We start from the raw sequence: 25,036 nt of genomic DNA, 5'->3' as shown, positions 1-25,036 counted from the left end.
TTGATACTAAGCCCTGATTATTCATATAATTCCCTATAATATACTGTATAGCTTTGTCGCATGTTATTTAATTTTTAATGTATAATCTAGGTTTCAAGTATATATAATATGTAGTTCAAAAAAATTTATGGAGTGGTAAATTTATGAAAAGATTTGTTTTGATATTAATGTCACTAACATTAATAATTATGTCCTTCACAGGTTGTACTATAAGAATAGGAGATAAAGGTATTAAAGTAGGAAAAACAATAGAAATTGGTGATACAATAGTCGATAATATACAGGAGCCTATAGGTGATACAAAAGAATTACAATTAAAATTGTCCGCTGCTATAGGTGATGTAAATATAATCGGCGGTTCAAATAAGTTAATTGAAGGTGAAATAAAGTACAATGTTAAAGCATGGAAACCAGTAATAATAATTGATGAAGATAATTATAAGAAAAAAATTGAAATAAAACCACCTAAAACAGATGATATTCACTTTGGTAATGATAATGTTTATACATGGAACATACAGCTTAATGAACAAGTACCTTTAGATATAATCGCAAATATTGGAATTGGAAAATCAAACCTTAATTTTAGCGAATTAAATGTGCAAAATATAAAAGTTGATACAGGTGTTGGTGACTCAAACATTATTTTAAACGGAGTATATAATTCTCCTATTGATATAGAAATTAAAGGTGGTTTAGGTAATACAGATATTAACCTTAAAGGTGATTTTAATGAAAATGTTACAGCTGACATTCAAGGTGGATTAGGAGATATTGATATATTACTTCCAAAAGATATTGGAGTAAAAGTTGAGGTAGAGTTAGGTCTTGGTGATATTAAAGTTAATGGATTAAAAAAAGTTAGTGAAGACAATGAGAAAATTTATAAGAATGACCTTTATGATAAAAGTAATGTAAAAATAATATTAAAAATTGAAGCAGGTATGGGAGATATTAAATTGAGATAGTTTTTTGATTGAAAGCACTCTTTCTTGGCAATAATTGAGATTATGAAATCTCGAAAATATTGTAAGAAGGAGTGTTTTTTATGGCAATTATCGATCGTACAAGCTACAAACATTACTATTTACTATGATTATTATTTTATTACTATATAAATTTTTTGCTTTATCAAATACATTATCAGTCGTTATGCTAAATTTCCATTGAAAAATTGGACAATTGTTACTACCCAATAGTTTTTATTTGAAAATTTAATTATAAAATTTCATCAATTTAAAACATAATTACTTTTTTTGTGGTACTGATTTCCAATCTTCTAAGAAACGTTTTATTCCTATATCAGTTAAAGGATGCTTAGTCATTTGTACTATAATATTATAAGGTACTGTAGCAATATGTGAACCAAAAAGGGCACTTTTTATAACATGAATAGGCGTTCTAATGCTCGCTGAAATAATTTCAGTTTTAATATTATGCATTTGGAATATGTCTGCTATTTCCTGTATTAAGGTCAAACCTGTTGTTCCTGTGTCATCAATTCTTCCAACAAAAGGACTTACATAAGTAGCACCTGCTCTAGCAGCTAATAATGCTTGTGCTGTAGAAAAAATAAGTGTAACATTTGTCTTTAAATTTTCTTTTGATAATATATTAACTGCTTTCAAGCCTTGTTCTGTCATAGGAATTTTTATTATAATATTTTTATGAATTTTAGCTAAATCTCTAGCTTCAGTTATCATTCCGTCTGCATCTAAAGAAATGACTTCTGCACTAATAGGTCCATCTACAATTGAAGTTATTTCTTCTATGACTTCCTTAAAATCTCTCTCCTCTTTTGCAATCAAGGATGGATTTGTTGTAACTCCACATATTACTCCCATATCGTTTGCTTTACGGATTTCGTCAATATTAGCGGTATCAATAAAAATTTTCATTTTATCCTCCTTTATTATCTTGCCATATAAATTACTATATTTCATCTTGCTAAATTTAATATATGTTTTTAAAAATTTGTTTTTCCTACGATAAATTTACACTATATGACATTGCAGAGAAAATTGTAAATCTCAATTGGATAAAATAAAACCGACCAATATATTTATTACCACAATTTTAACTGCAATCTATCATATAGGAACCTTTTGATAATATTCCACTTTGTCATCCAAAGTTTTTTACTCACTCCTGGTACTATAAGTGCTTAACCGATACCATCATAGGAGGTATTATTAATGAATCAATTTACTAGAATTTGAATATAAAATTTTTTCAAGCTTAGAATCTTCAATTTTAAAAAAATCAAATAAGTTAATGGAATTTTTTGTGAATTTATTTGGAAATTGAGATCCGTAAAGGATTTTATCCTCCGATACATTATTAAATGCTTTTTTTAAAATTTGTACTTCATATTGGTTAGATGTTTCTAAATAAATATTTTCATAATCTACCGCTAAGTCTACACATGAATAACCATAATCAAAACAACCCATATGTAACATTATAAATACTATATTAGGAAATTTTTTAGCATATACAGCCCATTGTTGCGGCATTGACATAGCTCCTATTCCTGTGAATACCTTTACAATTCCATCATGTCTTTCAACTTCTTCTAATATAGCAGTAATTGATTCAGTTGAATCAGGATAATAACCATGTTGAACCGAATCAAATTCAACTCCAATAATACCTGGAAGTTCTAAAGCTCTTTTAGTTTCCTCAAGTGCATTGTCTTCTTTAGGATTAATAACAGCAAATCCTATTAGTCTATCCTTATATTCTTGCACATATTTTGAGATTGTATCATTTTGATCTTTAATAGAAGATCCTTCGAAAGTTGATATAGCTCTAACGTCGATATTATTTTTATTCATATCGTCTATCAATTCTTCTATAGCATATTTTTTAGTAATTTTATTTCTTGTTAAGTGTGAATGAATATCAATAATCATAATAAGCACCTTCTTTTCTATTAAGCTAAGACACCCGCGTATACTCCAATTATACCTACTAACATAGTGGTAAACATTAACACTGTAGGTGAGATATTTTTCTTTTTCATAAGCCAATACATTAATCCTGTGAATAACAATGGTAATAAACCTGGAACTAATCCGTCTAATGTTTGCTGAATACTGATTACAGTATCACCTGCAGAATACTCAATAGGTATAGTTATGTAAACAATGATAGAGATAAATCCACCAACAATTACGTATGCGGCAACCGCTGCCAAGTCTGATAGTTTACTAATCAAACCAGATTTTTGCATTTTATCAACTAGCTTAACACCTTGTTGATAACCTTTAAATACACCTAAATAACGTACACCTAATGATACAATTGACATTGCTAACACAAATAGTATTGGCCATAACATACCACCTTGGCCATTTATAGCAAACGAACACGCAATACCAGCTAATATAGGTCTAGCTGTACCATTTAATAGTGAGTCTCCAAGACCTGCAAGCGGTCCCATCATTGCTGTTTTAACAGCATTAATTGAATCTGGATCAATATCTCCTTCAAGAGCGTATCTTTCTTCCATTGCTGCAGCTATACCTACTGGTATACTAGAAGTAATATCATTTGTTAAGAATAATTCCATATGTCTTTCATAAGCAGCTAATTTATCTTCATCATTATCGTATACTTTTTCAATTACAGGCATCATTGCTTGTGTAAAACCAGCATTTTGTTGACGTTCATAGTTGTTAGCACAACGAATAGTCATTTGATTTAGTAGAACCTTACCTAAATCTTTTTTTGTTAATTTTTTTGATTCTTTTGTCATGATTATGCTGCCCCCTTAGATTCTCTTTCTGCATCTTTTTTAACTACTAAATAATAGTATAGAGAAGTACATATGAATGCTAAAATACCAATACCAATTAAGTTTATTTGTAAGTAAGATGCAAAGAAGAAACCTACAAAGAAGAATGGCCATAAGTGTGTAGATTTAATTGATTTAAGTAATAAGGCGAACCCTACACCACCAATTAATCCACCACCTGCTGCTAATCCTTGTATCATCTTTGGAGGAATAGCATCAATTATATTTAGTACATATTCAGCACCAAAATAAATTGCTAAGAATGTTGGTAAACCATATAATATTGCGTTCATTGCCATTGGCCAGATAGTGTTATTTCTAACAAGTCCTTTTACGTCCAATTTTTCAATACATTTTTCTGCCCTGTGCATAAACCAAACATTAATTGTTGTGTTTTGAATAGTAGTTACTATCTGACCAATTAATGCTACTGGTAATGCAGTTGCAATAGCTAATTCAGTACCGCCACCACCTAATACAGCAAATGCTACTGCTATAGCTGTAGATATAGTTGGATCTAGAGGGTTTGCTGTTCCAACGAAAATTACAGCTAGGAACATCAATTCGATAGTTGCCCCTACAATCAAACCTGTAGTTAAATCGCCCATTACTAAACCTACAAGTGGTCCAATAAAGATTGGTCTAAATATGTGAGTTTGAAAAGTGTGTGAATCGATAAAGCATATTGTTGTAATTAGTGCTACAATTATGCTAGTTAGTAATAAACTCATAGTTTTTTCCCCCATTAATAATATATTTTTAATATTTTTCTAATAATGAACTAACTTTTTGAGATTTATCTGTAGGAATTGATCTTGCTTCTAATTCAATTCCTCTATCCAAAAGGGTTTTTAATGCTTTAACATCGTTTTCATCTACCCATATATAAGGTAATAATGATTTTTTGCCCTTTTTCATACCAATGTTACCGACATTGACTTTACTAAATTCAAAACCTAAATCTAATAATCTAAGAATACTTTCTGGACTCTTAGCAATCATTAACACATTTACATCTGATTCGTCATTTTTAATTTTATTAACCGTATCTTCTAATGATAAAATTTCCAATTGTACACCACTAGGAGTAGTCATTTTTAATAAAGATTGTTGGAATTCATCCGCAGCGGCTTTATCATCAGCTACAATAATTTTAGAAGCATGAGCATTTTCTATCCATGTAGTAACAATTTGACCATGAATTAATCTTTCATCGATTCTAATTAAGTTTATTTTCATTATTTTTCTCCTTTGTTATTTATTAGGATCTTCAAAGAATCCAGCAGTATTTAACAAATTACTATTAACATATTCTTTAATTTGTGCATTAGTACACGTATCTTTTTGCATTGATATTTCAATTAGCATTGGTAAGTTTATTCCATAAAGTACGCAAACATTTTTGTTTTTCATACTTAGAAGTGCAGAAACATTATATGGGGTTCCGCCCATAATGTCACAAAGAATTAGTATATCTTTGCCATCCGCTTCATCAATATGTTTTTGAATTTTTTCTGTAAAAGTTTCTATCGAATCTTGAGTTTGAAATGATTCGAAATACATATCTTTCTGTTTTCCTATAATCATTTCTAAAGAATTCATAATACCTTTTGCTAGGTCTCCATGAGATGCAATTATTGTTTTCATTATTTCCCTCTTCTTTCCCAAAGTCTTTCAGCATTTTTATAAAAAATATTTTCTAATTGTGCTTCAGATAGCTCCATTTCATAGAATTTTTCAATTTCAATGTTAGTTATTTTATATGGCCAGTCTACTCCAAATACAACTCTTTCAGATCCTAAAGTGTCTATAGCTTTCTTTAAAACTCCAACTTCCATTTGTCCACTTGTTTCAACAGAAACATTAGGTAAGTCCTTAACCGCTTCTATTGTACTATATCCAAACTCGTAGTATCCTATATGTGTAAATACAAATCGTATATTTGGGAATGCTTTTGCATATTGAGCCCAAACATACGGAGTAGATATAGGTGCTGTCCCTACGTGCATTTGAACATGTACACCATAATTTTCAATTTCCTCAAAAATGTCGTATAATTGGCGACAGTTATCAGGATAGTAACCATGTTTCCAAGAATGAAATTTAACTGCGTTCATACCATATTCGCCTACACAAAGTTTTATTTCTTCAATTGCATCTGCTGATTTAGGATTAATAAATGCATATCCTTCAATAAATTCAGGATATTCAAGCATTGCATTATGAACTAAATCGTTCTGTTCTCTAATAGATATTCCAGATAAAGAACTAATACCAACTTTTGAAATACCGTATTCCTTCATCTCATTGACCAATTGAGTCGGTGTATTTTTTTCACCGGAACTAGTTTTCCCTAGATGTGAGTGAACATCATAAATTTTCATATTCTTCACCTTTTCTTGTTTTTATCTAAATCTGTTTACAACATCCATTAATGCTTTGGCTCTTGCTTCATCAACTGGGTTCCACCATACACCATCTACTTTTAATGAACTACCTACAATTGCTCCGTCAATAAATGGTAATAATTCAGCAGCGTTTTCAGCTGTTAATCCACTACCTACCAATACTGGTAATTGGGTATTTTCTTTAATTCCTTTAACTTCAGATAATGGTGTAGCATCGCCTGTTCTACTGCCTGTAGCAATTAACATATCTGCATCATAGAAAATATTATCTCTTGTTTGTTCTTCAAGACTTCTATCAGCTACAATTGAGTGAGAACCATGCTTTACATGAACATCTACCATAACTTTTAAATCATCAGCCATAATTGATTTTTTAAATCTCATAGCTTTTGCAGATTGTCCATCCATTAAACCTTCATTCGCTACATAAGCATTAACCCATTGATTACATCTAACCCAAAAAGCACCCGTTGCTTTTGCTGTTGCCATCGATGGTATTACAGCATTAGCAAGATAATTAATACCAAATGGTAATTTAACTTCTCTAGTTACTTCTTGCACTAATACTGTTAATGCTGCAACTGTATCATATCCAATATCTTCTGGTCTTGAGAATGGAATATCCCATGCATTTTCGAACATCAATCCATCTACTCCAGCTGCTTCTAATGCTTTAGCATCGGCCATAGAGAACGCGATAATCTCTTCCATACTTTCTCCATTATATCTTGGTGATCCAGGTAATGCTTTTGTATGAATCATTCCTATAATCGCTTTTTTCTTCCCAAATATTTTTTTTATTGAATTCTCTTTTTGTGGTAAAATACCTATTCCATTCATTTCTTTGCTCCTTTTGTCTACATATTTTGATTTAACTTAACTTTAAATTTATATTTATCAGCTTTGTAATACATTTTAACAAATTCTACTGGATAATTATTTTTTGAATACGTTACACGTTCTTTATAAAATATAGCTCTAATAGTATTTAAACTTAGTTGTCTGCTGATAAATTCATTTGCTATCATTGCTTCTATAGTTTCTTCTGCAGATACTAGATTAATTTCTACATTACTGAATTCTTTATATAAAGATGTTGAATGACCAAATTTAGTAATACCAATTTTTTCTCCAATATCGAAAGGTATATAAGCTTCGTGATAACCAATAATTTCATTATCAATTAATCTCAACCTTTTCAAACAATAAATTACTGTTCCAACTTCAACATTTAAGGCTTTAGCAACATCAATTTCAGCAGAAATTGCTTTAATATCTAAAATAATCGATCTTATTTCTTTTCCTTTTTGCATCATGTCATCAGAAAACGAAGTAATTTTGTTTAATTCAATGCTGCCTCTTGGATCTTGAACCCTACAACTCTTACCTTGTTGTTTTAAGATATAACCTTTTTCACTCAATTCTTTATAGGCTTTTCTAATTGTCGCTCTAGAAACACCTAAATCTCTTTGTAATTCTGATTCAGAACATAAGAAGTCTCCTTGTTTTAAAGTACCACCTACTATTAGGTTCTTAATTTCTGTGTAGATTTGATAATATAAAGGAACTCTCGATTCCTTATCAATTTTTATTGGATACATATTTATCTTTTCACCCTTCCGATATCTTGCGTACTAGTACCATACAAGTATAGCACTTGTACGCATACATGTCAATTTTTTTGTTGAATTTTCAATTAATAATTATATCACATTTGATATATCTTATATTATTTGTAAATTAGTGACTTCTTTCAAAGAAATGAAAGAATTAAGGTGTTGATTCATTAATATCAATATAATATGTATACACTATGATCAATGTGATGTAAAAATAATATCGAAAATTAATTCAGTATTTGAGATTTTAAATTGAAATAATAGTTTTGTTTATGAGTATTTATTATTGGTTATTTTTTAAATAAATGACTATTATAGTCATTCGTTTTTTAGTATATCGATTAAGTGTTATAGCTTTTTATAATTAAATATTTAAGTAGAAATAAGTATTTATCTGTATTATACTATTAATATACTGCTTTATTGAATATAAAACACTATAATCCAATAAAACGAAAATCTGCGATTCAAATATTCTAAAGTAAGACCTAAAAAATATTTTGAGGGAATCTATATGAAAGTAATTAATAAAAAACTTATTTCTATTTTACTAATTTTCCTAGGTATAACAATTATGTTATATCCTAAAATGAGGGAAAAATACATAACCTATAAACAAAATAGACTCATATCTCTTTGGGGAGAAAATTTGCAAACCATAGATACAAATATAACAAATGAAAATAACATATCAAATAATGATATTTTAGAAAATAACACATTAATTTCTATTGAAGATGAACTTGCTCGAGAAATATTGTTAGATAAAATTTTTAACACTAAATTAAAGAATGAACAAAAAAAGTTACAAGAAGAAGAACGAAAAAAAAAGGAAGCTATTTTAAAAAAACGCCAAGAATTTATTGATTCACATATGGAGGGTATGCTAAAAATTGATAAAATATCATTATCTTTACCTATTCTTAAAGGAGCTACAAAAGAGAATTTAAATCTTTCAATTGCTAGTATAGATGGTACAGGCAAACCTTGGAATAAAGGCAATTATGCTATAGCTGGGCATAGGAGCCAAACCTTTGGTAGAAACTTCAACCGTCTTGATGAGCTAGTTATTGGAGATTCTATAGTTGTTGTTGATGTGGATAATAATTGTTTCTCATATATTGTTAAACAAAAATTAATAGTCAATGCTGAAGATGTATGGGTATTGAACAATACAAAAGATAAAAAAGAAATCACACTAATTACTTGCCATCCATTATACGCAAAGCATCCTCCTACCAGATTAATTTTAAAAGGTGAAATGGTCGAATAAACAAATATACATTTTGGTATTGTTGTTAATATAGTTCTAAATACCTACTGTTATTAATATGAAAAAAATGGTATAATTGAAATATAAAAATTTAATATTTTTCAAGTTGAAAATCTTTTCAACGATAATGGCAAATCAAGTGAAAACTTGAGACGCAAAGCTATAGGGTCTTCCATACTTATGTATGATGACAGCCAGTTACCGAAAGGAGAGATTATTTTGTTTAAAAAAATAATTTTTATAGTACTTACTATCCTTTTAACATTCAGCCTTTCTTACGCTGATGATAATTATTTTGACTTATCTGAAGTTAATAAGGGCTTATTGAAAGTTAATTTTGAAAATACTGAAAACAAAAAAATTAAAATAATGGTTCAAAAAGATAACAAAAAATCTTTTTATGATCTTAAAGCCCCTAGTCAATATCCTCTAAACTTTGGAAATGGTGAATATGTAGTAGCTATTTTAGAAAATACTACTGAAAATAAATATAAAAGTGTTTCTGCTAAAAAAATTAATGTTAATATTGCTAATCCTACACAAGTTTATTTGAATCAAAGTCAAATGCTCAACTGGAATGAAAATACGGAAGCTATTAAAAAAGCTAAGAATTTAACAAAAGAATTGACTACGAATAAAGAAAAAGCAATTGCAATACATGATTATATAGTAAAAAACTTTAAATATGACAATGATAAAATTAACTCAATTGAAAACAGCTATACCCCTAATTCTGAAACTACTTTTAAGAGTAAATCAGGTATATGTTCAGACTTTGCTAGTCTTTATGCTGTTATGTTGAGAAGTGTCAATGTCCCTACTAAATATGTTAAGGGAAATAAAAATGATATAGACACCTACCATGCTTGGAACCAAGTATATTTAGAAGATAGCAACAAATGGGTTACAGTTGATATTACATATGATAATACTTTGTTTAATAATAAAACAGACTACTCCTTTGAGAAAGACTCTAGTGAGTATACTATAAATAGTGAATACTAAAAAAGCAAGCAATAGAATTCCCCCTATAGCTTACTTTTTCATTTTATATTTTTTAAATTTTATAGCTTAAATTTTTTAACAAAACATTGCAAATTCATAAAAAGCCCTACTAAAAGAATTGCTAGACCAAACAAATAGTAAAAGTATGGTCTACCTTCACCAGTTTGAGGTAATATCTTTATTGTGCCTTGAGGTATTTCCTCATCTGGAACTTCAACTTCTATAACCAATTCATTTCCTTCTTCATCCTTTACTATAACCTTAAATTTATCAGGTCCATTGTATCCATCCTCAGGTATATATTTAACATTACCATCGTCATCCTGTGTAACTGTTCCATAATCAGGCTGTTCAACTATTTCTACTACTTCTTTGTCCTTTGGAGGTATATATGTTGATCCACCATCTTCATCCTTAATAATTTCACCTATATCTTCAGGTGTTTCATCTGGCTTCGGTTCTGGTTCAGGTTCTGGTTCAGGTTCTGGTTCAGGTTCTGGTTCTGGTTCTGGTTCTGGCTCAGGCTCTGGTTCAGGCTTATCTCCGCCACCTGAAGATTTTCTTCTGACAGTAACTGTACAAGTATCTGATTTTTCCTGAGTTTCATCACTTTCTACAGTTACAATATTCACAATTTTTCTGTTACTTAGATCCTCTTCTTTAACAACATATTTTAGTTTAAATTCTTTACTTTCATCTGCTGCCAGTGATGAAATATTTCTATCTAGTTTTATTTTTTTATCCTTAATGGTTATACCATGTAAATCAACACTACCCTTGTTTGTTACTATGATTGTATACTCAACTGTATCTCCAACATAATATCTAGTCTTATCTGCTTTCTTTTCAACTTCTAAATCCGCTATATACACCTCTTCACTTTCTGCTGATTTTTCACTGGTGTAGGTGCTTTTTCCTGATACTATATTTTTAATAGGTTTAGTATTTCCTGTTGGTGATATATCTGCTTTTGATACCTTGTAAACAAGTCTAAAGGTTTTAGACTCACCCTCTTGTAAGTCAGTAATTGATGGATTATCATCAATTATTGAAAGTAACATATTTTGCTCTCCCTTTGAACTTGTAAGCATATCCTTTGTTATTTCAACATTCTTTAACACATCTTCATCAGTATTGGTAAGAGTTATCGTGTATTCAATTTCATCTCCTATGTTTGTAACTATTTTATCGCCTTTTAACTTACCATTTTCTACTGTTGGTTCTTCCCCATTTATTTTAGTAACTGCTTTTTTAATATCAAGCCCTTTAAAGCTAACTTCTGCATCATCTTTTACTTCATATCTAATATCTTCATGAGTTAAAACTGCTGTATTTGTAAAAGGATCACTTTCATTTCCAGTCACAGTATACTCTGTATTGTAATCTGCACTTTCTCCTTCTATTACTACACTTTGACCCTTTAAAATAGAAGCTATAGAATAATCTAGTTTTAACATCTCGTCTTTTACAGAAACATTCTGTAAATCTACGCTACCATCGTTATAAGCAACTATTTTATATTTAATAGTATCACCTATTTCTACTCCAAAGTCCTCTTGAGATGAAACAGCTATAAATTTATCAGTACCTTTCTTTTTGAGTTCTGATATTGTTTTTTCTATACGCAAGGCAGCTATTTGTACTGGCACTTCAACTACTTTATAAGGAGCATTAGGGTCATCTTTGTCCTTAAGTTCATTTGCCCAAATTTTAAGAGTATTCATTATTGGGTTAATAGTTTTATCATCGTCAACAACTGTATATATTGCATTAAATTCATAATGCTGACCTCTTTCAAGTTTTTTTATTGTTACAGTATTTCCTGTGACTGTTACATTAAGATCTTCTTCTATGTCAAACTCTATATTGTTATTTTTCATTATATCTTCTAGTTTAATATTATGAAGCGGTACTGTTCCTTCATTTTTTACCGAAATTTTATATGTTATTTTCTCTCCTACATTTACAGGATTTGTCGGTAAAATTGGATCATTAAAATTAATATCACTTCCTAAAAGCGGTTTGAAATTGACAGCTTCTTTTTTAATACTTAATTCAGCTTTACCATCTATTATTTCTGGTATTAATCCTAAATCAATGTCCTGACGTATTTTATTTGAGCTTGAAAGTTCAATAACATCTGTTTCAGCTGTTATATATTCCCCTTCTTTTTCAACATTATCAGTATTTACATCAGAATCATCTTCCGTTCCTATGCCTTTTTGAGTTATGTCATAATAATTTGGAACATAAAATTTTACGATATATTTCTTGTCTAATGTTAAACCTGGGAATGAGTAGTATCCCGGATCTCCAATTCCTTTGTCACTTTCACTGTCACTATATTTAGGACCGCTTCGTGTTTCTTCTATCAATTTTTTTTCTTTTATTGTTCCATCACTATCTACTTCTACTTCATAAAGTTTTACCTTTATACCATTAATTCCAGCACTTTCATCATCATAACCATCATCTTGGAGTCCATTTTTATTTTTATCAAACCATACAAAATTACCTATTTCACCTTTGTCTGGCTGCTCTTCTTGTGATTTTTTAAGCTTGATACCAGCTTTAGGACCTTCTGTTATCAAAAGCCACCTTTTTTTATTATTAATATTATTTTTTTGTATATACACACTTGCAGTATTCCATGCAGGTTCATCATATTTTATTTCATCTACAATTTCATCATCAACAACAGGTGTTTTCATGTTCCATTGGAGATTAATTTTTCCTCCTGGTTCTAATCCCTTGTTATTTGAAAAATTAGAAATTATAAATTTTATTGCTTGTATTCTTGTTTCATCTGTTGGTATTTCACTAAACCAGTTTGCATCTTGGGTTCCTATTATGTTTTTATTATTATTGTCAGTACCACTACCATACCTTTCTGGGTCAAAAGCTGTGCTAAACAATACTTCAACATCTGCTTTAATTGGATTACCTAATTCATCAGTACCTATTTCAATATTCTTATCAGGTCTAGTTGGATTTGTAGAACTACCAAGCATATCTTCCTTTATGAGAAAATATGGTCTCCATCTTGTATTTCTTTTGTCATCTATAGAAACTAATGTATCACCAATGTATGGAAGTATGTCAACCACTTCTATCTCTGACCCGTAGACATTTCCTTTGTTCTCTATTTTTATTCTATAGTCAACTGAACCTCCTGGAGCAGTTTCACCAGTTGGTTCATCATGACCTTCTGTACAATTACTAAAATCATCATCTAACGATCCCTTTACCCATTTGGTTACTGTAAATTCATCTATTTCCATTACGTAAATATTAGCATGTTTACCTTCTAAATACTGCTTTGTACTTTCATTATTATCAATGTCGCCATCGATTTCATCTTTTCTTAGTGGTAATATTTTATTATTATCAATTGCTTGAGATATATAATCTAAACTAAAACTATCCCAAAAATCTTCTTGAACTTCTGCACCACTTGATAAATACAGCATATTAGTATGCATGCCACCTAATGCAGTTTCTTTTATTTTTAAATTGTACTCAATTACTATACTATTACCTATTTCAAGATCATTTTTTAAAGACCATGTTAATAGTGTTCTACCATCTATTTCTCCATCTGTATTAAGGTATTCTTTTTCTTCAAACACAAAATCATCTATAGGAATAATATTGCCTTCTGTTTCTGATTCTTTCAAGATTTTAATACTTTCTATACCCTCATATTTAAATCCTCTAGGTACCACATCTATTATTATAGGTTTTATAAAAGGTCCTGTTCCAAAGCTTCCATCATTTTTTACTTCAATTTTAAATTTGATTATCGATGATGGACTGTGTTGTGTGTTTGCCTGTCCATCCAACTTTGTCTTCTTTAACAAAGAAATCCATGGTGTATCTATTAGCACTCTATATGAAATAGAGTCTTTTTTTTCATCACCATCTCTGAGCTCAGTATAATAATAATGCCAGTACTTAAAGTTTAAACTAGCTGAATTAGTAACCAAATCCCCATGATTAGCATTGGCATTTATCTTACCAATTAACTTAATACTATTATCATCAGATAATTCAAATCCTTTTTGAATTTTATTGTATTCTATCTTTATTGCTTCAAGATAAATACTTACATTATCTATCCCTAATTCAGTAAAATCTATTTCTTCTTTATCTACTTGATAAGCATCCCAATCTGCTGAGTTACTCTTTTTATATTTTAATGTAACATTTCCAGCACTATATGATGCACCTAAATTTATTTTTTCATAATTCATTTTATTAGGTAATACTTTATAATCTTTTCCTTGTACATCATTACCTATATCTATTACTACATTTTCCATATCATAATGACTTGACGGATTGCTAAACTTTATCTTATAATTCACATAATCATCACGATCAAAATGCTTGTCCCCAGTAAGGATATTATTTGATTGTTCAGTATACCCTTCAATACTCAAATCAAGAGTTGGATTAGGTTTACTAGGTGCTCTGAACTTTGTAGTTACAGTTGCAGTATCTGTATCAACATAATCTGAACCGTTTTTAAATAACTTCCCTGGTGTAACATTTTCTGCTATGGCTTTATTTATAAGATTGCTACCAGGTATTACTCCTATGACACTTCCTTCATCACTTAAATCTTTTAAATATCTCAATCTAATTTTTAATGTTTTACCTCGATTAGCAGAAATATTTGTAAGATGCCACGTTATAGTTTTTGCTTCTTTGTTAATGACTCCTGTAGGATAGCCATCTGGAAACTTAATACTATCATAATCTACATAATCAGGTAGTTCATCTACTATGGTAGCATTTTCAATATCTAGATTATTAATGCCTCCATTTGAAGCTTGTAATCCAATTGTATATTCTATATAATCTGTTTTATCATTATCTTTATCTTCATTTCTAAGATAATATGTTTGAGATGAAGCAGATTTTGTTATATACCAATACTCAGTAGATTCTACAAATTCAGTTTGTACCTTATCTCTCTTATCTGCCATTTCAATATCAACATTATCAGCAGTATTTTCTGTTTTTTCATAGTTAATAGTATTTATAACTTCAGTTTTGCCTACCCATACTTCATTATCTCCATGATTTGAATCTCTATCTATAGTATATTCTACCGTAACTGTTCTAGTTGGATTTTGACCTACTTTTACATCTTTAAGTAGCCAAGTCACACTATTATTTGCTTCATCATAAACCCCACCATCAGCTGAAGGTATATATTTTGCTTCATCAGGTAAATGTTCAACTAATTTTATATCTCCCAAGTCTGAATTTCCTTCACCAACAGTTTTTACTCCAACAGTATACGAAACTTGTTTTGTTTCAATATTCGGATCTTTAGGTATAATCACTTCACGAATATAAAGTCCTTTTTCTTCATTATACTCAGTTTCATCTCTATATACTTCCCAATATGCTGTTGAATTAACGAATCTTGTAGATGCACTTGCAGAAAGCGTCTTAAAATATATCAAGCCATCACTATCATCATAATAAAAATATGCTCCTATAACACTTACACTATTTTTATATTCTCCTCCTGATATACCAACAACACCTTCAAGCCTATCTTCAATTGGGTATTGCACTGTATAGGTTATGTCTTTAGAAGTATTTGCACTAAGTTCATCTACTATAAATATAAGCTTGTTTTCATCTGCTTTATACTCATGTGAATCAGCTCCCGAAACATTTTTAATCTCAATACCATCTACGGGTTTATTATCTTCTAAACTTATAATTTGATCTTCTAATTTTACATCCTTTAGGCTGACATCACCACCTCTAAGAGTTATAGTGTACTCTACATCTAAATATTTTTTATTGATATCTTTAGGAATGATGATATTTGATTGTGTCACATTCTTGGTAATCTCCCAGCTTGGTCCAACAATTAATGTAAGAGTTTTAGATTCACTGGTACTAATTTGAGGGTCAGCATCTTTATCGTATTTTCCATTAAATACTGCTTTGTCAGATATGATTTCTGCTTGATTAGGCTTTGTGCTGGGACTTGGAACATTTAATTCTATTTTTATTGCTCCTGTTAAACCTTTTGTTATTTGGTTTCCCTTATTAAATTTATAAACAATTTTATTACCATCACGTTGTCCCTCTATATTCTCAGTTTTTAAATTCAAGCTTCCAAAATCCAAATAATCAGGTTTTGTATAAGTTAGTTCTACATCTTTAAGTACGCCATTAGCAGGCACAATAACCGAATACTCCAATCTTACTGTAATTGAATCGCCGGGTTGTATCTCTTCAATATCAATTTCATCTTCATCATCAGTTTTAAAAATCGATTGATTTACTGTTAAGTACTTACTTTCTTCAATAGGTACTTCAGCAAAAACACCTGCATTAAAAATAGGTGAAATTAGCTGTAACAACAAAACAAAAATAGTTAATAAGCTTATGTAATAACGCTTATTTACTTTGTAAAAACACTTCATTTCATACCCCCTTTTGTCTTTTAGGTATCATTAAAGATTTAAGCATAATCTTTAACTCAACCCGTTAACTTTATAAATTTTATATAAAAACCTTGCTACATGTAAAAAGGTAGCAAAGCTCTTGAGCAAAAATTTGAAAATGATGTCAATGGACATTTCAACTGTCATTTTTTAATATGCAAATTTATTAAGGCTTGTTCATAACACTATGTTCTCTACTCACAAATCATTAATTTATTATGATACTAACTTCATATCTTATATTATTTCTATTTATTTTGTTTAGCTATCCTACATAATTTATCCATTAATCAATATGTAAATTTATGCTTCTAATATGAATTTTTCTTTATCTCCACTATCTAGAAATATTTTATCAACCTATTCATTGTAGAGTATTATGTATTTAAAATTTCCTTGTTTTATTTTCAAAAAATAAACTTACGAAACGTATTATACCATAATTGTTCTTATATAACAATTGATTTGAGCCAGTGGTAATCGATTGCTAATAGATTTTGAATCACTGTAAGAGCTCTGCAGACGCTCAATGTTTATCTTGTATATCTAAAAATTTCAGTTCATTTGATTCTATACTACCATAAATACTTTTATGTTTACTTAAAAAAATCTTAAAGATTTATTATAAAAAAAAATTTAGAAATCAGTTCCTTGATTTCTAAATTTTTATATAAAATATACTACCTTTATTCAATTCACTTTTTACCCAAATTTGTCCATTATGTTTATTAATAATTTCTTTCGTTATATAGAGCCCCAGCCCAAAAGATTCTTTATTTACACCTTTATTCTTACCTTTATAATACCTTTCAAAAAGATAAGGTATATCTTCTTTTTGTATACCTATTCCATTGTCTTCAATAAATATTTTTACTTGCCCATTATCTAAAAGGTTTGTTCCGATTTTAATAGTTCCATTTTGCTTACTGTATTTTATTGCATTATTTATTAAATTTTCAATGGCTCTGTACATTTTTAATCTATCTACTTCCTTAGGTTGATTTATATTTGAATCTAAGTTTATAAATACATTAATATTTTTCTTTTTAAAATTCAATTCCATATCTAAAACCATATTATTAATTAATTTATTAATATCAACCTCTTCTTTTAATAATGTAATCTTATTATCTTCTAGTCTTGCTACTAAAAAAAAGTCCTCAATAAGCTCGTTTAAATATTTTGTTCTTTTATAAATTCTTTCTATGTACTTATCTTTATCCTTTTGCTGTTTTACATGACCATCAATTATAGCTTGTGTATATCCCAATATAACTGTAATAGGTGTTCTTAAGTCATGGGATATATTTGTCATAAATTTTGTAATCTCTTTATTAGCCTTTTCTACATCCTTTTTAGCTTTTAATAGCTGTATAAAAGTATTATATAAATAATATACGACTATAGATAATAGACTTATAAGAACAATGACTATTATAGTCAACTTCTTTTCTTTATAATTTGTCTTTGGTATAACTAAAGCTTTTTCGTATAATTCATCTTGATTTATATTTTCTATAGTTTCATTTATAATATCACATAAAGGCTCTAACCCTTTTCTTACTCCAACCATTATTGGATTCTTATTTTTTATTTCCCCTATTATTTTTATATTTCTATATATGTTTTGTTCTGTATAATATGTATACACAGGTATTTCACAAATCGTATAATCTGCTTTTTTTTCATCAATATATTTTATTGCTTCTTTTGCATTCTTCACTAGCGTAATTTTAGAATTAGAATTTTCCATTAGTAAGTTGTCTACTGTCCAATAGCCTTTTGCAGCTACAAATGTCTCATCTCTAAGTATTTTTAAATTATTGGCTACTTTAGAATTATCTTTATGACCTAAAATAACTAGTGTTGTTTCTATATATGGTTTAGAAAAAATTATATTTTCAGCTCTTTTTTTAGTAAAAGATACAGTTGGAAGAATATCAACTTTCTTAGTATAAATATTATTTAGCATATCATCCCATGTTTCATTTTGAATATTTTCATACAATTTAAATTTAAGTCCTGTAAATTCATGTACCTTTCTAAGCACTTCTGTACCTAACCCTTTTAGATGGCCATCTTCATCAAGATATTCTATAGGAACATAATCTTTTGCTAATCCTACTTTGAATACTGTATCTTTATTAGCATCTATCCATTTTAATTGTTCTGCAGTAAATATATCCCTTCTTATATTCTCATTACCTTCTATATATACTTCTTCATATTTTTTAGGCTGACAAAATACTATTATAGAAATAATAATTATTATTAAAATTATCATTAAAATAAAAATTCTAACTTTTTTCATTTTCAAAACCTCTTAACGTCATAATATAAATGAATCTATTAATGTTGAATTATAAACTATATTTAGATATACTATAAATAATATCATAAGAATTTAGATTTTTCATTAAATTAAACTACTAATAAGGTGATCATATTGACTAATTATAACATCCTCGTTGTTGATGATGATGAAGATATATTGGAAATTATTTGTATTTATCTTAGAAATGCTGGATATACCGTCTATACTGCTAGTAGTAGTACAGAAGCCTTAGAAAAAATTAAAAATAATACCTTCCATTTAATTATACTTGATATTATTCTTCCTGACTATGAAGGGACTAAGCTTTGTGAAAATATTAGGCAAAACATATATTGTCCAATTATATTTATAAGCTGCATTGATGATGAAGAATATATTCTGAAAGCTCTTGATATAGGTGGAGATGACTATATAAGGAAACCCTTTAACTCAAATGAACTCTTAGCAAGAGTTAAGGCTAATTTAAGAAGAGTAAATTATGATCAATGTTTAAATAAACTGCAAGATGAAAAAATACATATTAATAATCTTACTATTGATATAAATAATCATATAGTTTTAAAGAATAATAAAAAAATATATTTTTCTCCTATAGAATTTAATATTCTTTTATTTATGGTTAATCATCCAAATAAAATTTTAAGTTATTCTGAAATATATGAACATGTATGGGAAAATGACAGCATAGGAGATACAAGAACTGTAATGGTTCATGTAAGTAAACTAAGAAAAAAATTAGAAGAGGATACTCAAGATAAATATATTGAAACAGTAAAAAAAATGGGCTATAAATTTATAACAAATTAGAAACACATTATCAGCATTTGTAATGACGTAATAAAGTGATGCTATCATATAATATTTATATCTTGCTTTTATCCAATATAATTGGCTAAAGAACTTAAAAAAATTTTTGGGGACTACCTGTCCCCAAATTTTCAATCACTCCCAAAATTAATCAGTTTTAGATATTTTATACTGCCTTTTATACCTTTAGTCCTTTTAAATATTCATTGTAGTAAAATCAAAAAAATATTTTATAATTCACTTAGCAATCCTCCTAAAGTAAATACCGTTTATTAACTATTTCCTACCACTTATCTGAATTGAATAGAAATTCTATCAAGTTAATACTATAATTAAACCATATTGGAGGTGTTAATTTAGTGAAAATTGATATCGATATCAGTGAAAAATACAAAGAAGTTAATATTATTATTAGAACAAAAGAAGTTAATAAAGAAATAGAACAATTGATTAATAATATAAAATTATCTAGTAAAAAAAATATTATTGGCAAGTTAGAAGAAAAAATTTATATATTGGACTTATCTGAAATTTATCGCTTTTATGGAGAAAACAAAAAAATATATACTGAAACAAAAAACGGAAAATTTGAAATCCAAAACAAACTATATGAACTTGAAACAGACTTAAATGGTACTAGTTTTGTTAGGATTTCTAAATCTGCAATTGTTAATTTTGATAAAGTATATAATATGGAAATGTTCTTCAACGGAACAATGTGTGTTAATTTTGACAATGGTAAGCAAGAAATAGTTTCAAGAAGATATGTCCCTAAAATAAAACAATATTTAGGAATTGGAGGTAAGTAATATGAAATATCTAAAACAAATATTAAAAAAAGGCTTATTAGGTATGCTTATAGGTGCCTTTATCAATCAGGTAATTTCTATAGGTTTTATCACTGGAAAAACAATAACAGGAATAGATCCTAATCTATTTATTACGCAATTTTTTATATCAACCATATTAGGTTTTTATATAGGAGTTATATCGTTATTTTTTTATATAGAACACTGGAGTTTATTGAAACAAACTCTTACTCATCTTTTTGCTTTGAGCATTGTATATTTTCCTATAACAGTAATAGCAAAATGGATGCCTTCAGATACTATTAGTAGAATAACCTTTGTCATAATTTACATCTTAATATATGTGATTATATGGATTATATGTAAAACATATTGGAAAAACAAAATAAAACAATTTAATGCTGCACTCAACAAAAGAAAACAATAATATAGCTTAAATATTCAAAAATAACTTAAATTTTATTCAATTAAGAGGCTGACTAATTGTCTTTTAGACAGTCTCTTTGAGTTATATAGTATCATGATATTTAAGTAATTCTTTCAAAACTATAGTCTCCCTTTGTAGCCAACTATTTCTATCATCCTCACTCTTTTTAAAGTTTTCTTCATTACTTTGTATTGCTCTATTTATATCAATCCATACAGGGTAAAACCCCAACTCTGCCTCATAGTCATCCAAGTTTAGGGCAGTTTGCTCGTCAGAAATTTCACACAAATAGTAATATGAAACCATTTCAAAAACAGAATTAACATCATAATCATCCATTTTTCTTTGTGTAATTACACCTATCCTATTTTTTATATCCTTAACTATATAACCTGTTTCTTCTCTCACCTCTCGTTTTAATGTTTCTTCATGACTTTCATCATTTTCTACTCCACCGCCTGGAAATTTATAATCACATTTATTTGTCCCTACCATAAGTATTTTACCGTTTTGAAAAACAACTGCTCTAATAGCCTTCCTATAATTTACATTCATTTTTTTATCAACCTCTTTTAAACCCAATGCATAGTTAAAAATCATCTATAACCACCCTTTACTCTTTAATATCATATGACTAATTAACAGCAGAATATTTTTCACTGCAAAACATTACTTTATATAAAAGATTTTCAGTGTACTATTTAAGATGCTATAAATATCTCTAATACATTATATTGTCTCATTGACCCACGTCCATAAAAAGAAAATTTTTTTTATAAGTTTATTAAAGTACTTATATCTTAAGTCTCCTAAAATAATAGAAAAATTTTATCTACTATTTCATTATTTCTAACGGTTCTCTAATATAGTTTCTAATACCATACCTCTCTTCGTGTTCCTTTAGCAATTCTTTTATCAATTCATCTGAATCCTTAATCTTTTCAAGCTTTTCTAAATCGATTCCTTGACTAAAAGGGCAAACTGAAAGGCATACACCACAATCTGTTCCAATACTACGCCATATAGAATAACATGCTTCCTGTTTTATATACCAACGTTTCTTTCCATTCTCGATTACTGATGGCTGATCAGAAATTGCTTTTCCCGGGCAAGTTTTTGAACATTTATTACATATTTCACAAAAGTTTTTTACTCCATAATCCGAAGGCTCATCTGGTATTAAAGGTATATCAGTTGTAACAACAGACATTCTAATTCGCTGACCATATTTTTTTGATATTACTAATCCATTACGACCCATTTCTCCAATACCAGCATCTTGCCCCACAATTGGTACAACTACTTCATAGTTGCCATCTATATTAGCTCTTGCATCATAACCAAGTGATTTTATATAATATGTCATCCACAATGCAATAACAGCACAATCCACATATCCTTTAGTAACTGCAAACATTTCTTCCATTTGTGGTGCACGATTAATCATGTCTTTGTCCATTTCAACTGCTATAACCAGACCATATGGATGTGTATTTTCTACATTCTTACCATAATCTTTTAAGGGTCTTCCTAATGTTGAATAAAAGTGTTCTGGCTTCATCTTTGCAATTCCAACATCAACAGCACCTAAAAAACGACATAGCTTTTTTAATTTAATTGATATTTCTTTTGGTTCGAGATCAATCTTTTTTCCTTTTGGTGGACCTTCAACAAGTTTTTGAAAATCAGAAAGCATCATAAAACCAGCATCAGCAAAGGGACTATTTATTGGATTAAATGTTGCTGTACCTTCTGAATTGATATTAGGTTTTTTTCTAATTTCATCATCGATCTCTTTATGTTCAGGAAATTCTTTATAATAATCTTCATAAACTTTAGAACCTTTTTCATAACTCATCCTAGCAAACATAATAGTTCTACCATCAATTTTTGACATTTAAAACAATCCTCTCCTCTACTATGATTTCATTTATAAATTAGCTGTTTAGTACTCCGTATTCAGATAGGTATATATCACATATATCATTTGCAATATTTACTTAACTAACTTGGTATTATCCACATCAATTCACTTCTACCTGTTTAAATTATATAACACTATTACACTTTTACTTATTATAATAAATTATATCATGTTTTTTTATATCAGGGTAATATCTTAATACGCATATTGTCATATGACTTTCTATTTGGTATATAATTTTAATACAATCCACTCTTGATTAATTTTAAATTACGTGATATACTAGCCGTTGACAAAATAAATTTAGTTGTAGGTGTTAATATGAAAAATATTAGAAATTTAAATAAATTAAATTTAACTATATTCCAATTTAGATAGGGCTGTTATCTCATTATAGATACAGCCCTTGTGAGAATGCTTAATAAGGGTTGTATCTATACTTGGAATATATTTTATAGACCATATAGGTGCATTTTACCTATATGGTCTTTTTGTATTTACACTCAACTTTAGACATAAGGAGGAATTGTTATGAATAATAGAGAATCTTTCTCTGGTAAATTAGGATTTGTTCTATCTTGTATAGGATCAGCAATTGGTCTGGGTAATATTTGGATGTTTTCGTGGAGACTTGGACAATATGGTGGAGCTGCTTTTTTAGTACCTTACTTATTCTTTGTATTTGTACTAGGTACAATTGGACTAATATGCGAATTTTCTCTTGGTAGATGTAAGAAAAAAGGATCTTATAGTGGTATTAAAGAAATATTAGAAGAAAAGAATGTACCTTTTAAAAATATAATAAGTACAATACCAACTATAGGGCTATTTGGAATACTTATTTTCTATTCCATTGTAGTAGGTTGGATTATAAGATATTTTTGTAGTGCTTTTGCAGGAGATTTTTATAAAGTAAATATAACTGATTATTTTAATAATTTTGTAGGAACGTCTTCAAGTATTATCTGGCATGGATTAGCTGTATTTATAACTTTAGCAATAGTTTCATTTGGAATTACCAAGGGTATTGAAAAATTAAATAAAGTCATTATGCCTGCCTTATTTGGTATATTTATATTATTAATGATTAGATCCCTTACACTGGATGGTGCTATGGAAGGTGTGAAATATTTATTAATCCCAGATTGGTCATATTTATTAAAACCTATTACTTGGGTTATGGCTCTTGGTCAAGCATTTTTTACAGTATCTTTAACTGGATCTGCCTTAGTTGTTTATGGTAGTTATCTAAAAGATGATGTTGATATACCTTCAAGCGCTTTACAGATTGTTATTTTTGATACACTTTCTGCTTTATTAGCAGCTTTTATAATTATTCCAGCTGCTTTTGCTTTCGGATTAGATCCATGTGCTGGACCATCGTTGTTATTTATCACTGTACCTTCTATTTTTAAGTCTATGGCGTTTGGTCAAATATTTAGTGTATTATTCTTTTTAAGTATTATATTTGCGGCAGTATCGTCAGCAATTAATATGATGGAAGCTCCATCTGAAGCCCTTATGAATAGATTCAATTTAACTAGATTTAAAAGTGTTCTGATAATAGGGTTAATAGCATTTATTGCAGGAATTCCACTAGATTTAGATATGAATTTATTCAGTAAATTCTCTGATTTTATCACTATTTATATATCACCTTTAGGTGCTGTTATTGCTACTATTGTGTTCTTCTGGGTATACGGAGTTGATAAGGCAAGAAAAGAAATCAATAAAGGTGCTAAACATCCTCTAGGTAAATGGTTTAATCCTTTAGGTAAATATTTATTTACAACTGTATCTATCATAGTTTTAATTTTAGGTATTATATATAATGGTATCGGTTAAGAAATGATTCCCCCCCACCTACTTTATTGATGTAAAAGTAAGTTCAGCTAATAATAATCTATTGCATTAGTATTCTAAACAGAATTTAGGAACGGTATGAGACTGCTGAAAAAATAACCTTTTAAAATATAAATATACTTATATTGGTAATGTTTTCTATTATTATTATTATTGAAAATATAATATAAATGATTGTTTATTTCAGAGAATAGCTTCGCTATTCTCTTTATATTTGATAAGTAAGTCTTCATATTACAAATAGAAAAGCAAAAATCACTAAATCATAAGTGTAGTTTATTATATTTC

Annotated in this window: 20 protein-coding genes and 1 riboswitch; of the genes, 7 read left to right on the top strand and 13 right to left on the bottom strand. The window is 28.7% G+C overall.

All coding sequences use genetic code 11. The features are described 5' to 3' along the window. The first annotated feature begins 143 nt into the window (after positions 1 to 143). On the top strand, positions 144 to 968 hold the full coding sequence (locus AYC61_RS03045) for a toast rack family protein (protein WP_066496747.1): 825 nt from the start codon (positions 144 to 146) through the stop codon (positions 966 to 968). 279 nt (positions 969 to 1,247) lie between these two features. On the opposite strand, the gene fsa is transcribed toward AYC61_RS03045, so the two are convergent. The 9 genes from fsa to AYC61_RS03000 form a co-directional block, all read right to left on the bottom strand. After that, positions 1,248 to 1,898: a fructose-6-phosphate aldolase gene (gene fsa, locus AYC61_RS03040; RefSeq protein ID WP_066496745.1), complete on the bottom strand. Its 651-nt coding sequence runs from the start codon at positions 1,896 to 1,898 to the stop codon at positions 1,248 to 1,250. A 294-nt stretch (positions 1,899 to 2,192) separates the two neighbouring features. Continuing rightward, a complete protein-coding gene (locus AYC61_RS03035; protein ID WP_066496744.1) occupies positions 2,193 to 2,915 on the bottom strand; it encodes an amidohydrolase family protein in 723 nt (240 codons plus the stop codon). 20 nt (positions 2,916 to 2,935) lie between these two features. After that, complete coding sequence (locus AYC61_RS03030; protein ID WP_066496743.1) at positions 2,936 to 3,760, bottom strand: PTS system mannose/fructose/sorbose family transporter subunit IID; 825 nt, start codon at positions 3,758 to 3,760, stop codon at positions 2,936 to 2,938. A gap of 2 nt (positions 3,761 to 3,762) precedes the next feature. Beyond that, a complete protein-coding gene (locus AYC61_RS03025) occupies positions 3,763 to 4,530 on the bottom strand; it encodes a PTS mannose/fructose/sorbose/N-acetylgalactosamine transporter subunit IIC (RefSeq protein ID WP_066496739.1) in 768 nt (255 codons plus the stop codon). A 28-nt stretch (positions 4,531 to 4,558) separates the two neighbouring features. Further along, positions 4,559 to 5,038 carry a PTS sugar transporter subunit IIB gene (locus AYC61_RS03020; RefSeq protein ID WP_066496735.1) on the bottom strand — a complete coding sequence of 160 codons (480 nt, stop codon included), beginning with the start codon at positions 5,036 to 5,038 and terminating at the stop codon, positions 4,559 to 4,561. A gap of 15 nt (positions 5,039 to 5,053) precedes the next feature. Continuing rightward, complete coding sequence (locus AYC61_RS03015) at positions 5,054 to 5,446, bottom strand: PTS sugar transporter subunit IIA (RefSeq protein ID WP_066496733.1); 393 nt, start codon at positions 5,444 to 5,446, stop codon at positions 5,054 to 5,056. Further along, positions 5,446 to 6,183 (bottom strand): amidohydrolase family protein, encoded by a 738-nt coding sequence (locus AYC61_RS03010; protein ID WP_066496732.1) that lies wholly within the window; start codon positions 6,181 to 6,183, stop codon positions 5,446 to 5,448. Before AYC61_RS03010 ends, AYC61_RS03015 begins: the two co-directional genes overlap by 1 nt. 21 nt (positions 6,184 to 6,204) lie before the next feature. Beyond that, positions 6,205 to 7,047 (bottom strand): BtpA family protein, encoded by an 843-nt coding sequence (locus AYC61_RS03005; protein ID WP_066496731.1) that lies wholly within the window; start codon positions 7,045 to 7,047, stop codon positions 6,205 to 6,207. Positions 7,048 to 7,064: 17 nt separating this feature from the next. Then, entirely contained in the window at positions 7,065 to 7,808 is a 744-nt protein-coding gene (locus AYC61_RS03000; RefSeq protein ID WP_066496730.1) for a GntR family transcriptional regulator, read from the bottom strand. A gap of 532 nt (positions 7,809 to 8,340) precedes the next feature. Between AYC61_RS03000 and AYC61_RS02995 the strand changes: the two genes are divergently transcribed. Then, entirely contained in the window at positions 8,341 to 9,099 is a 759-nt protein-coding gene (locus tag AYC61_RS02995; RefSeq protein ID WP_066496728.1) for a class D sortase, read from the top strand. Positions 9,100 to 9,218: 119 nt separating this feature from the next. Next, a riboswitch (cyclic di-GMP riboswitch) is annotated at positions 9,219 to 9,305 on the top strand. Between the two features lie 13 nt (positions 9,306 to 9,318). Further along, on the top strand, positions 9,319 to 10,104 hold the full coding sequence (locus AYC61_RS20555; RefSeq protein ID WP_162265427.1) for a transglutaminase-like domain-containing protein: 786 nt from the start codon (positions 9,319 to 9,321) through the stop codon (positions 10,102 to 10,104). Between the two features lie 59 nt (positions 10,105 to 10,163). On the opposite strand, the gene AYC61_RS02990 is transcribed toward AYC61_RS20555, so the two are convergent. Further along, a complete protein-coding gene (locus AYC61_RS02990; protein ID WP_066496726.1) occupies positions 10,164 to 16,562 on the bottom strand; it encodes a DUF7507 domain-containing protein in 6,399 nt (2,132 codons plus the stop codon). Positions 16,563 to 17,241: 679 nt separating this feature from the next. Next, positions 17,242 to 18,894: an ATP-binding protein gene (locus tag AYC61_RS02985; protein ID WP_066496721.1), complete on the bottom strand. Its 1,653-nt coding sequence runs from the start codon at positions 18,892 to 18,894 to the stop codon at positions 17,242 to 17,244. A gap of 135 nt (positions 18,895 to 19,029) precedes the next feature. Between AYC61_RS02985 and AYC61_RS02980 the strand changes: the two genes are divergently transcribed. The 3 genes from AYC61_RS02980 to AYC61_RS02970 all read left to right on the top strand — a co-directional run bounded on the left by AYC61_RS02980 (position 19,030) and on the right by AYC61_RS02970 (position 20,961). Then, the gene (locus AYC61_RS02980) at positions 19,030 to 19,725 is read left to right on the top strand and encodes a response regulator transcription factor (protein ID WP_066496719.1); all 696 of its coding nucleotides are present in this window, start codon (positions 19,030 to 19,032) and stop codon (positions 19,723 to 19,725) included. Positions 19,726 to 20,084: 359 nt separating this feature from the next. Then, the gene (locus AYC61_RS02975) at positions 20,085 to 20,534 is read left to right on the top strand and encodes a LytTR family DNA-binding domain-containing protein (RefSeq protein WP_066496717.1); all 450 of its coding nucleotides are present in this window, start codon (positions 20,085 to 20,087) and stop codon (positions 20,532 to 20,534) included. Between the two features lies 1 nt (position 20,535). Continuing rightward, entirely contained in the window at positions 20,536 to 20,961 is a 426-nt protein-coding gene (locus tag AYC61_RS02970) for a DUF3021 domain-containing protein (protein WP_066496714.1), read from the top strand. A gap of 81 nt (positions 20,962 to 21,042) precedes the next feature. Here AYC61_RS02970 and AYC61_RS02965 read toward each other — a convergent pair whose 3' ends face one another. Beyond that, positions 21,043 to 21,561: an NUDIX hydrolase gene (locus AYC61_RS02965; RefSeq protein ID WP_066496710.1), complete on the bottom strand. Its 519-nt coding sequence runs from the start codon at positions 21,559 to 21,561 to the stop codon at positions 21,043 to 21,045. Between the two features lie 235 nt (positions 21,562 to 21,796). Beyond that, positions 21,797 to 22,858, bottom strand: coding sequence for a 4Fe-4S dicluster domain-containing protein (locus AYC61_RS02960; RefSeq protein ID WP_066496707.1), 1,062 nt, complete (start codon positions 22,856 to 22,858; stop codon positions 21,797 to 21,799). Positions 22,859 to 23,416: 558 nt separating this feature from the next. Here AYC61_RS02960 and AYC61_RS02955 point away from each other — a divergent pair. After that, complete coding sequence (locus AYC61_RS02955) at positions 23,417 to 24,730, top strand: sodium-dependent transporter (protein WP_066496701.1); 1,314 nt, start codon at positions 23,417 to 23,419, stop codon at positions 24,728 to 24,730. Positions 24,731 to 25,036: the final 306 nt, after the last annotated feature.

It is taken from the genome of Abyssisolibacter fermentans (assembly GCF_001559865.1).
Classification (GTDB): Bacteria; Bacillota; Clostridia; order Tissierellales; family MCWD3; genus Abyssisolibacter; species Abyssisolibacter fermentans.
The sequence above is the reverse complement of the archived record's forward strand: the minus strand, read 5'-3'. Positions and strand labels throughout refer to the sequence as shown.

What these genes read in the sequence shown, in the direction of transcription:
- AYC61_RS02985 (WP_066496721.1), bottom strand. Translation starts at nt 18,894, where the DNA reads ATGAAAAAAGTTAGAATTTTTATTTTAATGATAATTTTAATAATAATT.
- AYC61_RS03030 (WP_066496743.1), bottom strand. Translation starts at nt 3,760, where the DNA reads ATGACAAAAGAATCAAAAAAATTAACAAAAAAAGATTTAGGTAAGGTT.
- AYC61_RS02955 (WP_066496701.1), top strand. Translation starts at nt 23,417, where the DNA reads ATGAATAATAGAGAATCTTTCTCTGGTAAATTAGGATTTGTTCTATCT.
- AYC61_RS02965 (WP_066496710.1), bottom strand. Translation starts at nt 21,561, where the DNA reads ATGATTTTTAACTATGCATTGGGTTTAAAAGAGGTTGATAAAAAAATG.
- AYC61_RS02970 (WP_066496714.1), top strand. Translation starts at nt 20,536, where the DNA reads ATGAAATATCTAAAACAAATATTAAAAAAAGGCTTATTAGGTATGCTT.
- AYC61_RS02990 (WP_066496726.1), bottom strand. Translation starts at nt 16,562, where the DNA reads ATGAAGTGTTTTTACAAAGTAAATAAGCGTTATTACATAAGCTTATTA.
- AYC61_RS03025 (WP_066496739.1), bottom strand. Translation starts at nt 4,530, where the DNA reads ATGAGTTTATTACTAACTAGCATAATTGTAGCACTAATTACAACAATA.
- AYC61_RS03020 (WP_066496735.1), bottom strand. Translation starts at nt 5,038, where the DNA reads ATGAAAATAAACTTAATTAGAATCGATGAAAGATTAATTCATGGTCAA.
- AYC61_RS03015 (WP_066496733.1), bottom strand. Translation starts at nt 5,446, where the DNA reads ATGAAAACAATAATTGCATCTCATGGAGACCTAGCAAAAGGTATTATG.
- AYC61_RS03000 (WP_066496730.1), bottom strand. Translation starts at nt 7,808, where the DNA reads ATGTATCCAATAAAAATTGATAAGGAATCGAGAGTTCCTTTATATTAT.
- AYC61_RS03010 (WP_066496732.1), bottom strand. Translation starts at nt 6,183, where the DNA reads ATGAAAATTTATGATGTTCACTCACATCTAGGGAAAACTAGTTCCGGT.
- AYC61_RS03035 (WP_066496744.1), bottom strand. Translation starts at nt 2,915, where the DNA reads ATGATTATTGATATTCATTCACACTTAACAAGAAATAAAATTACTAAA.
- AYC61_RS03005 (WP_066496731.1), bottom strand. Translation starts at nt 7,047, where the DNA reads ATGAATGGAATAGGTATTTTACCACAAAAAGAGAATTCAATAAAAAAA.
- AYC61_RS02995 (WP_066496728.1), top strand. Translation starts at nt 8,341, where the DNA reads ATGAAAGTAATTAATAAAAAACTTATTTCTATTTTACTAATTTTCCTA.
- AYC61_RS02960 (WP_066496707.1), bottom strand. Translation starts at nt 22,858, where the DNA reads ATGTCAAAAATTGATGGTAGAACTATTATGTTTGCTAGGATGAGTTAT.
- fsa (WP_066496745.1), bottom strand. Translation starts at nt 1,898, where the DNA reads ATGAAAATTTTTATTGATACCGCTAATATTGACGAAATCCGTAAAGCA.
- AYC61_RS03045 (WP_066496747.1), top strand. Translation starts at nt 144, where the DNA reads ATGAAAAGATTTGTTTTGATATTAATGTCACTAACATTAATAATTATG.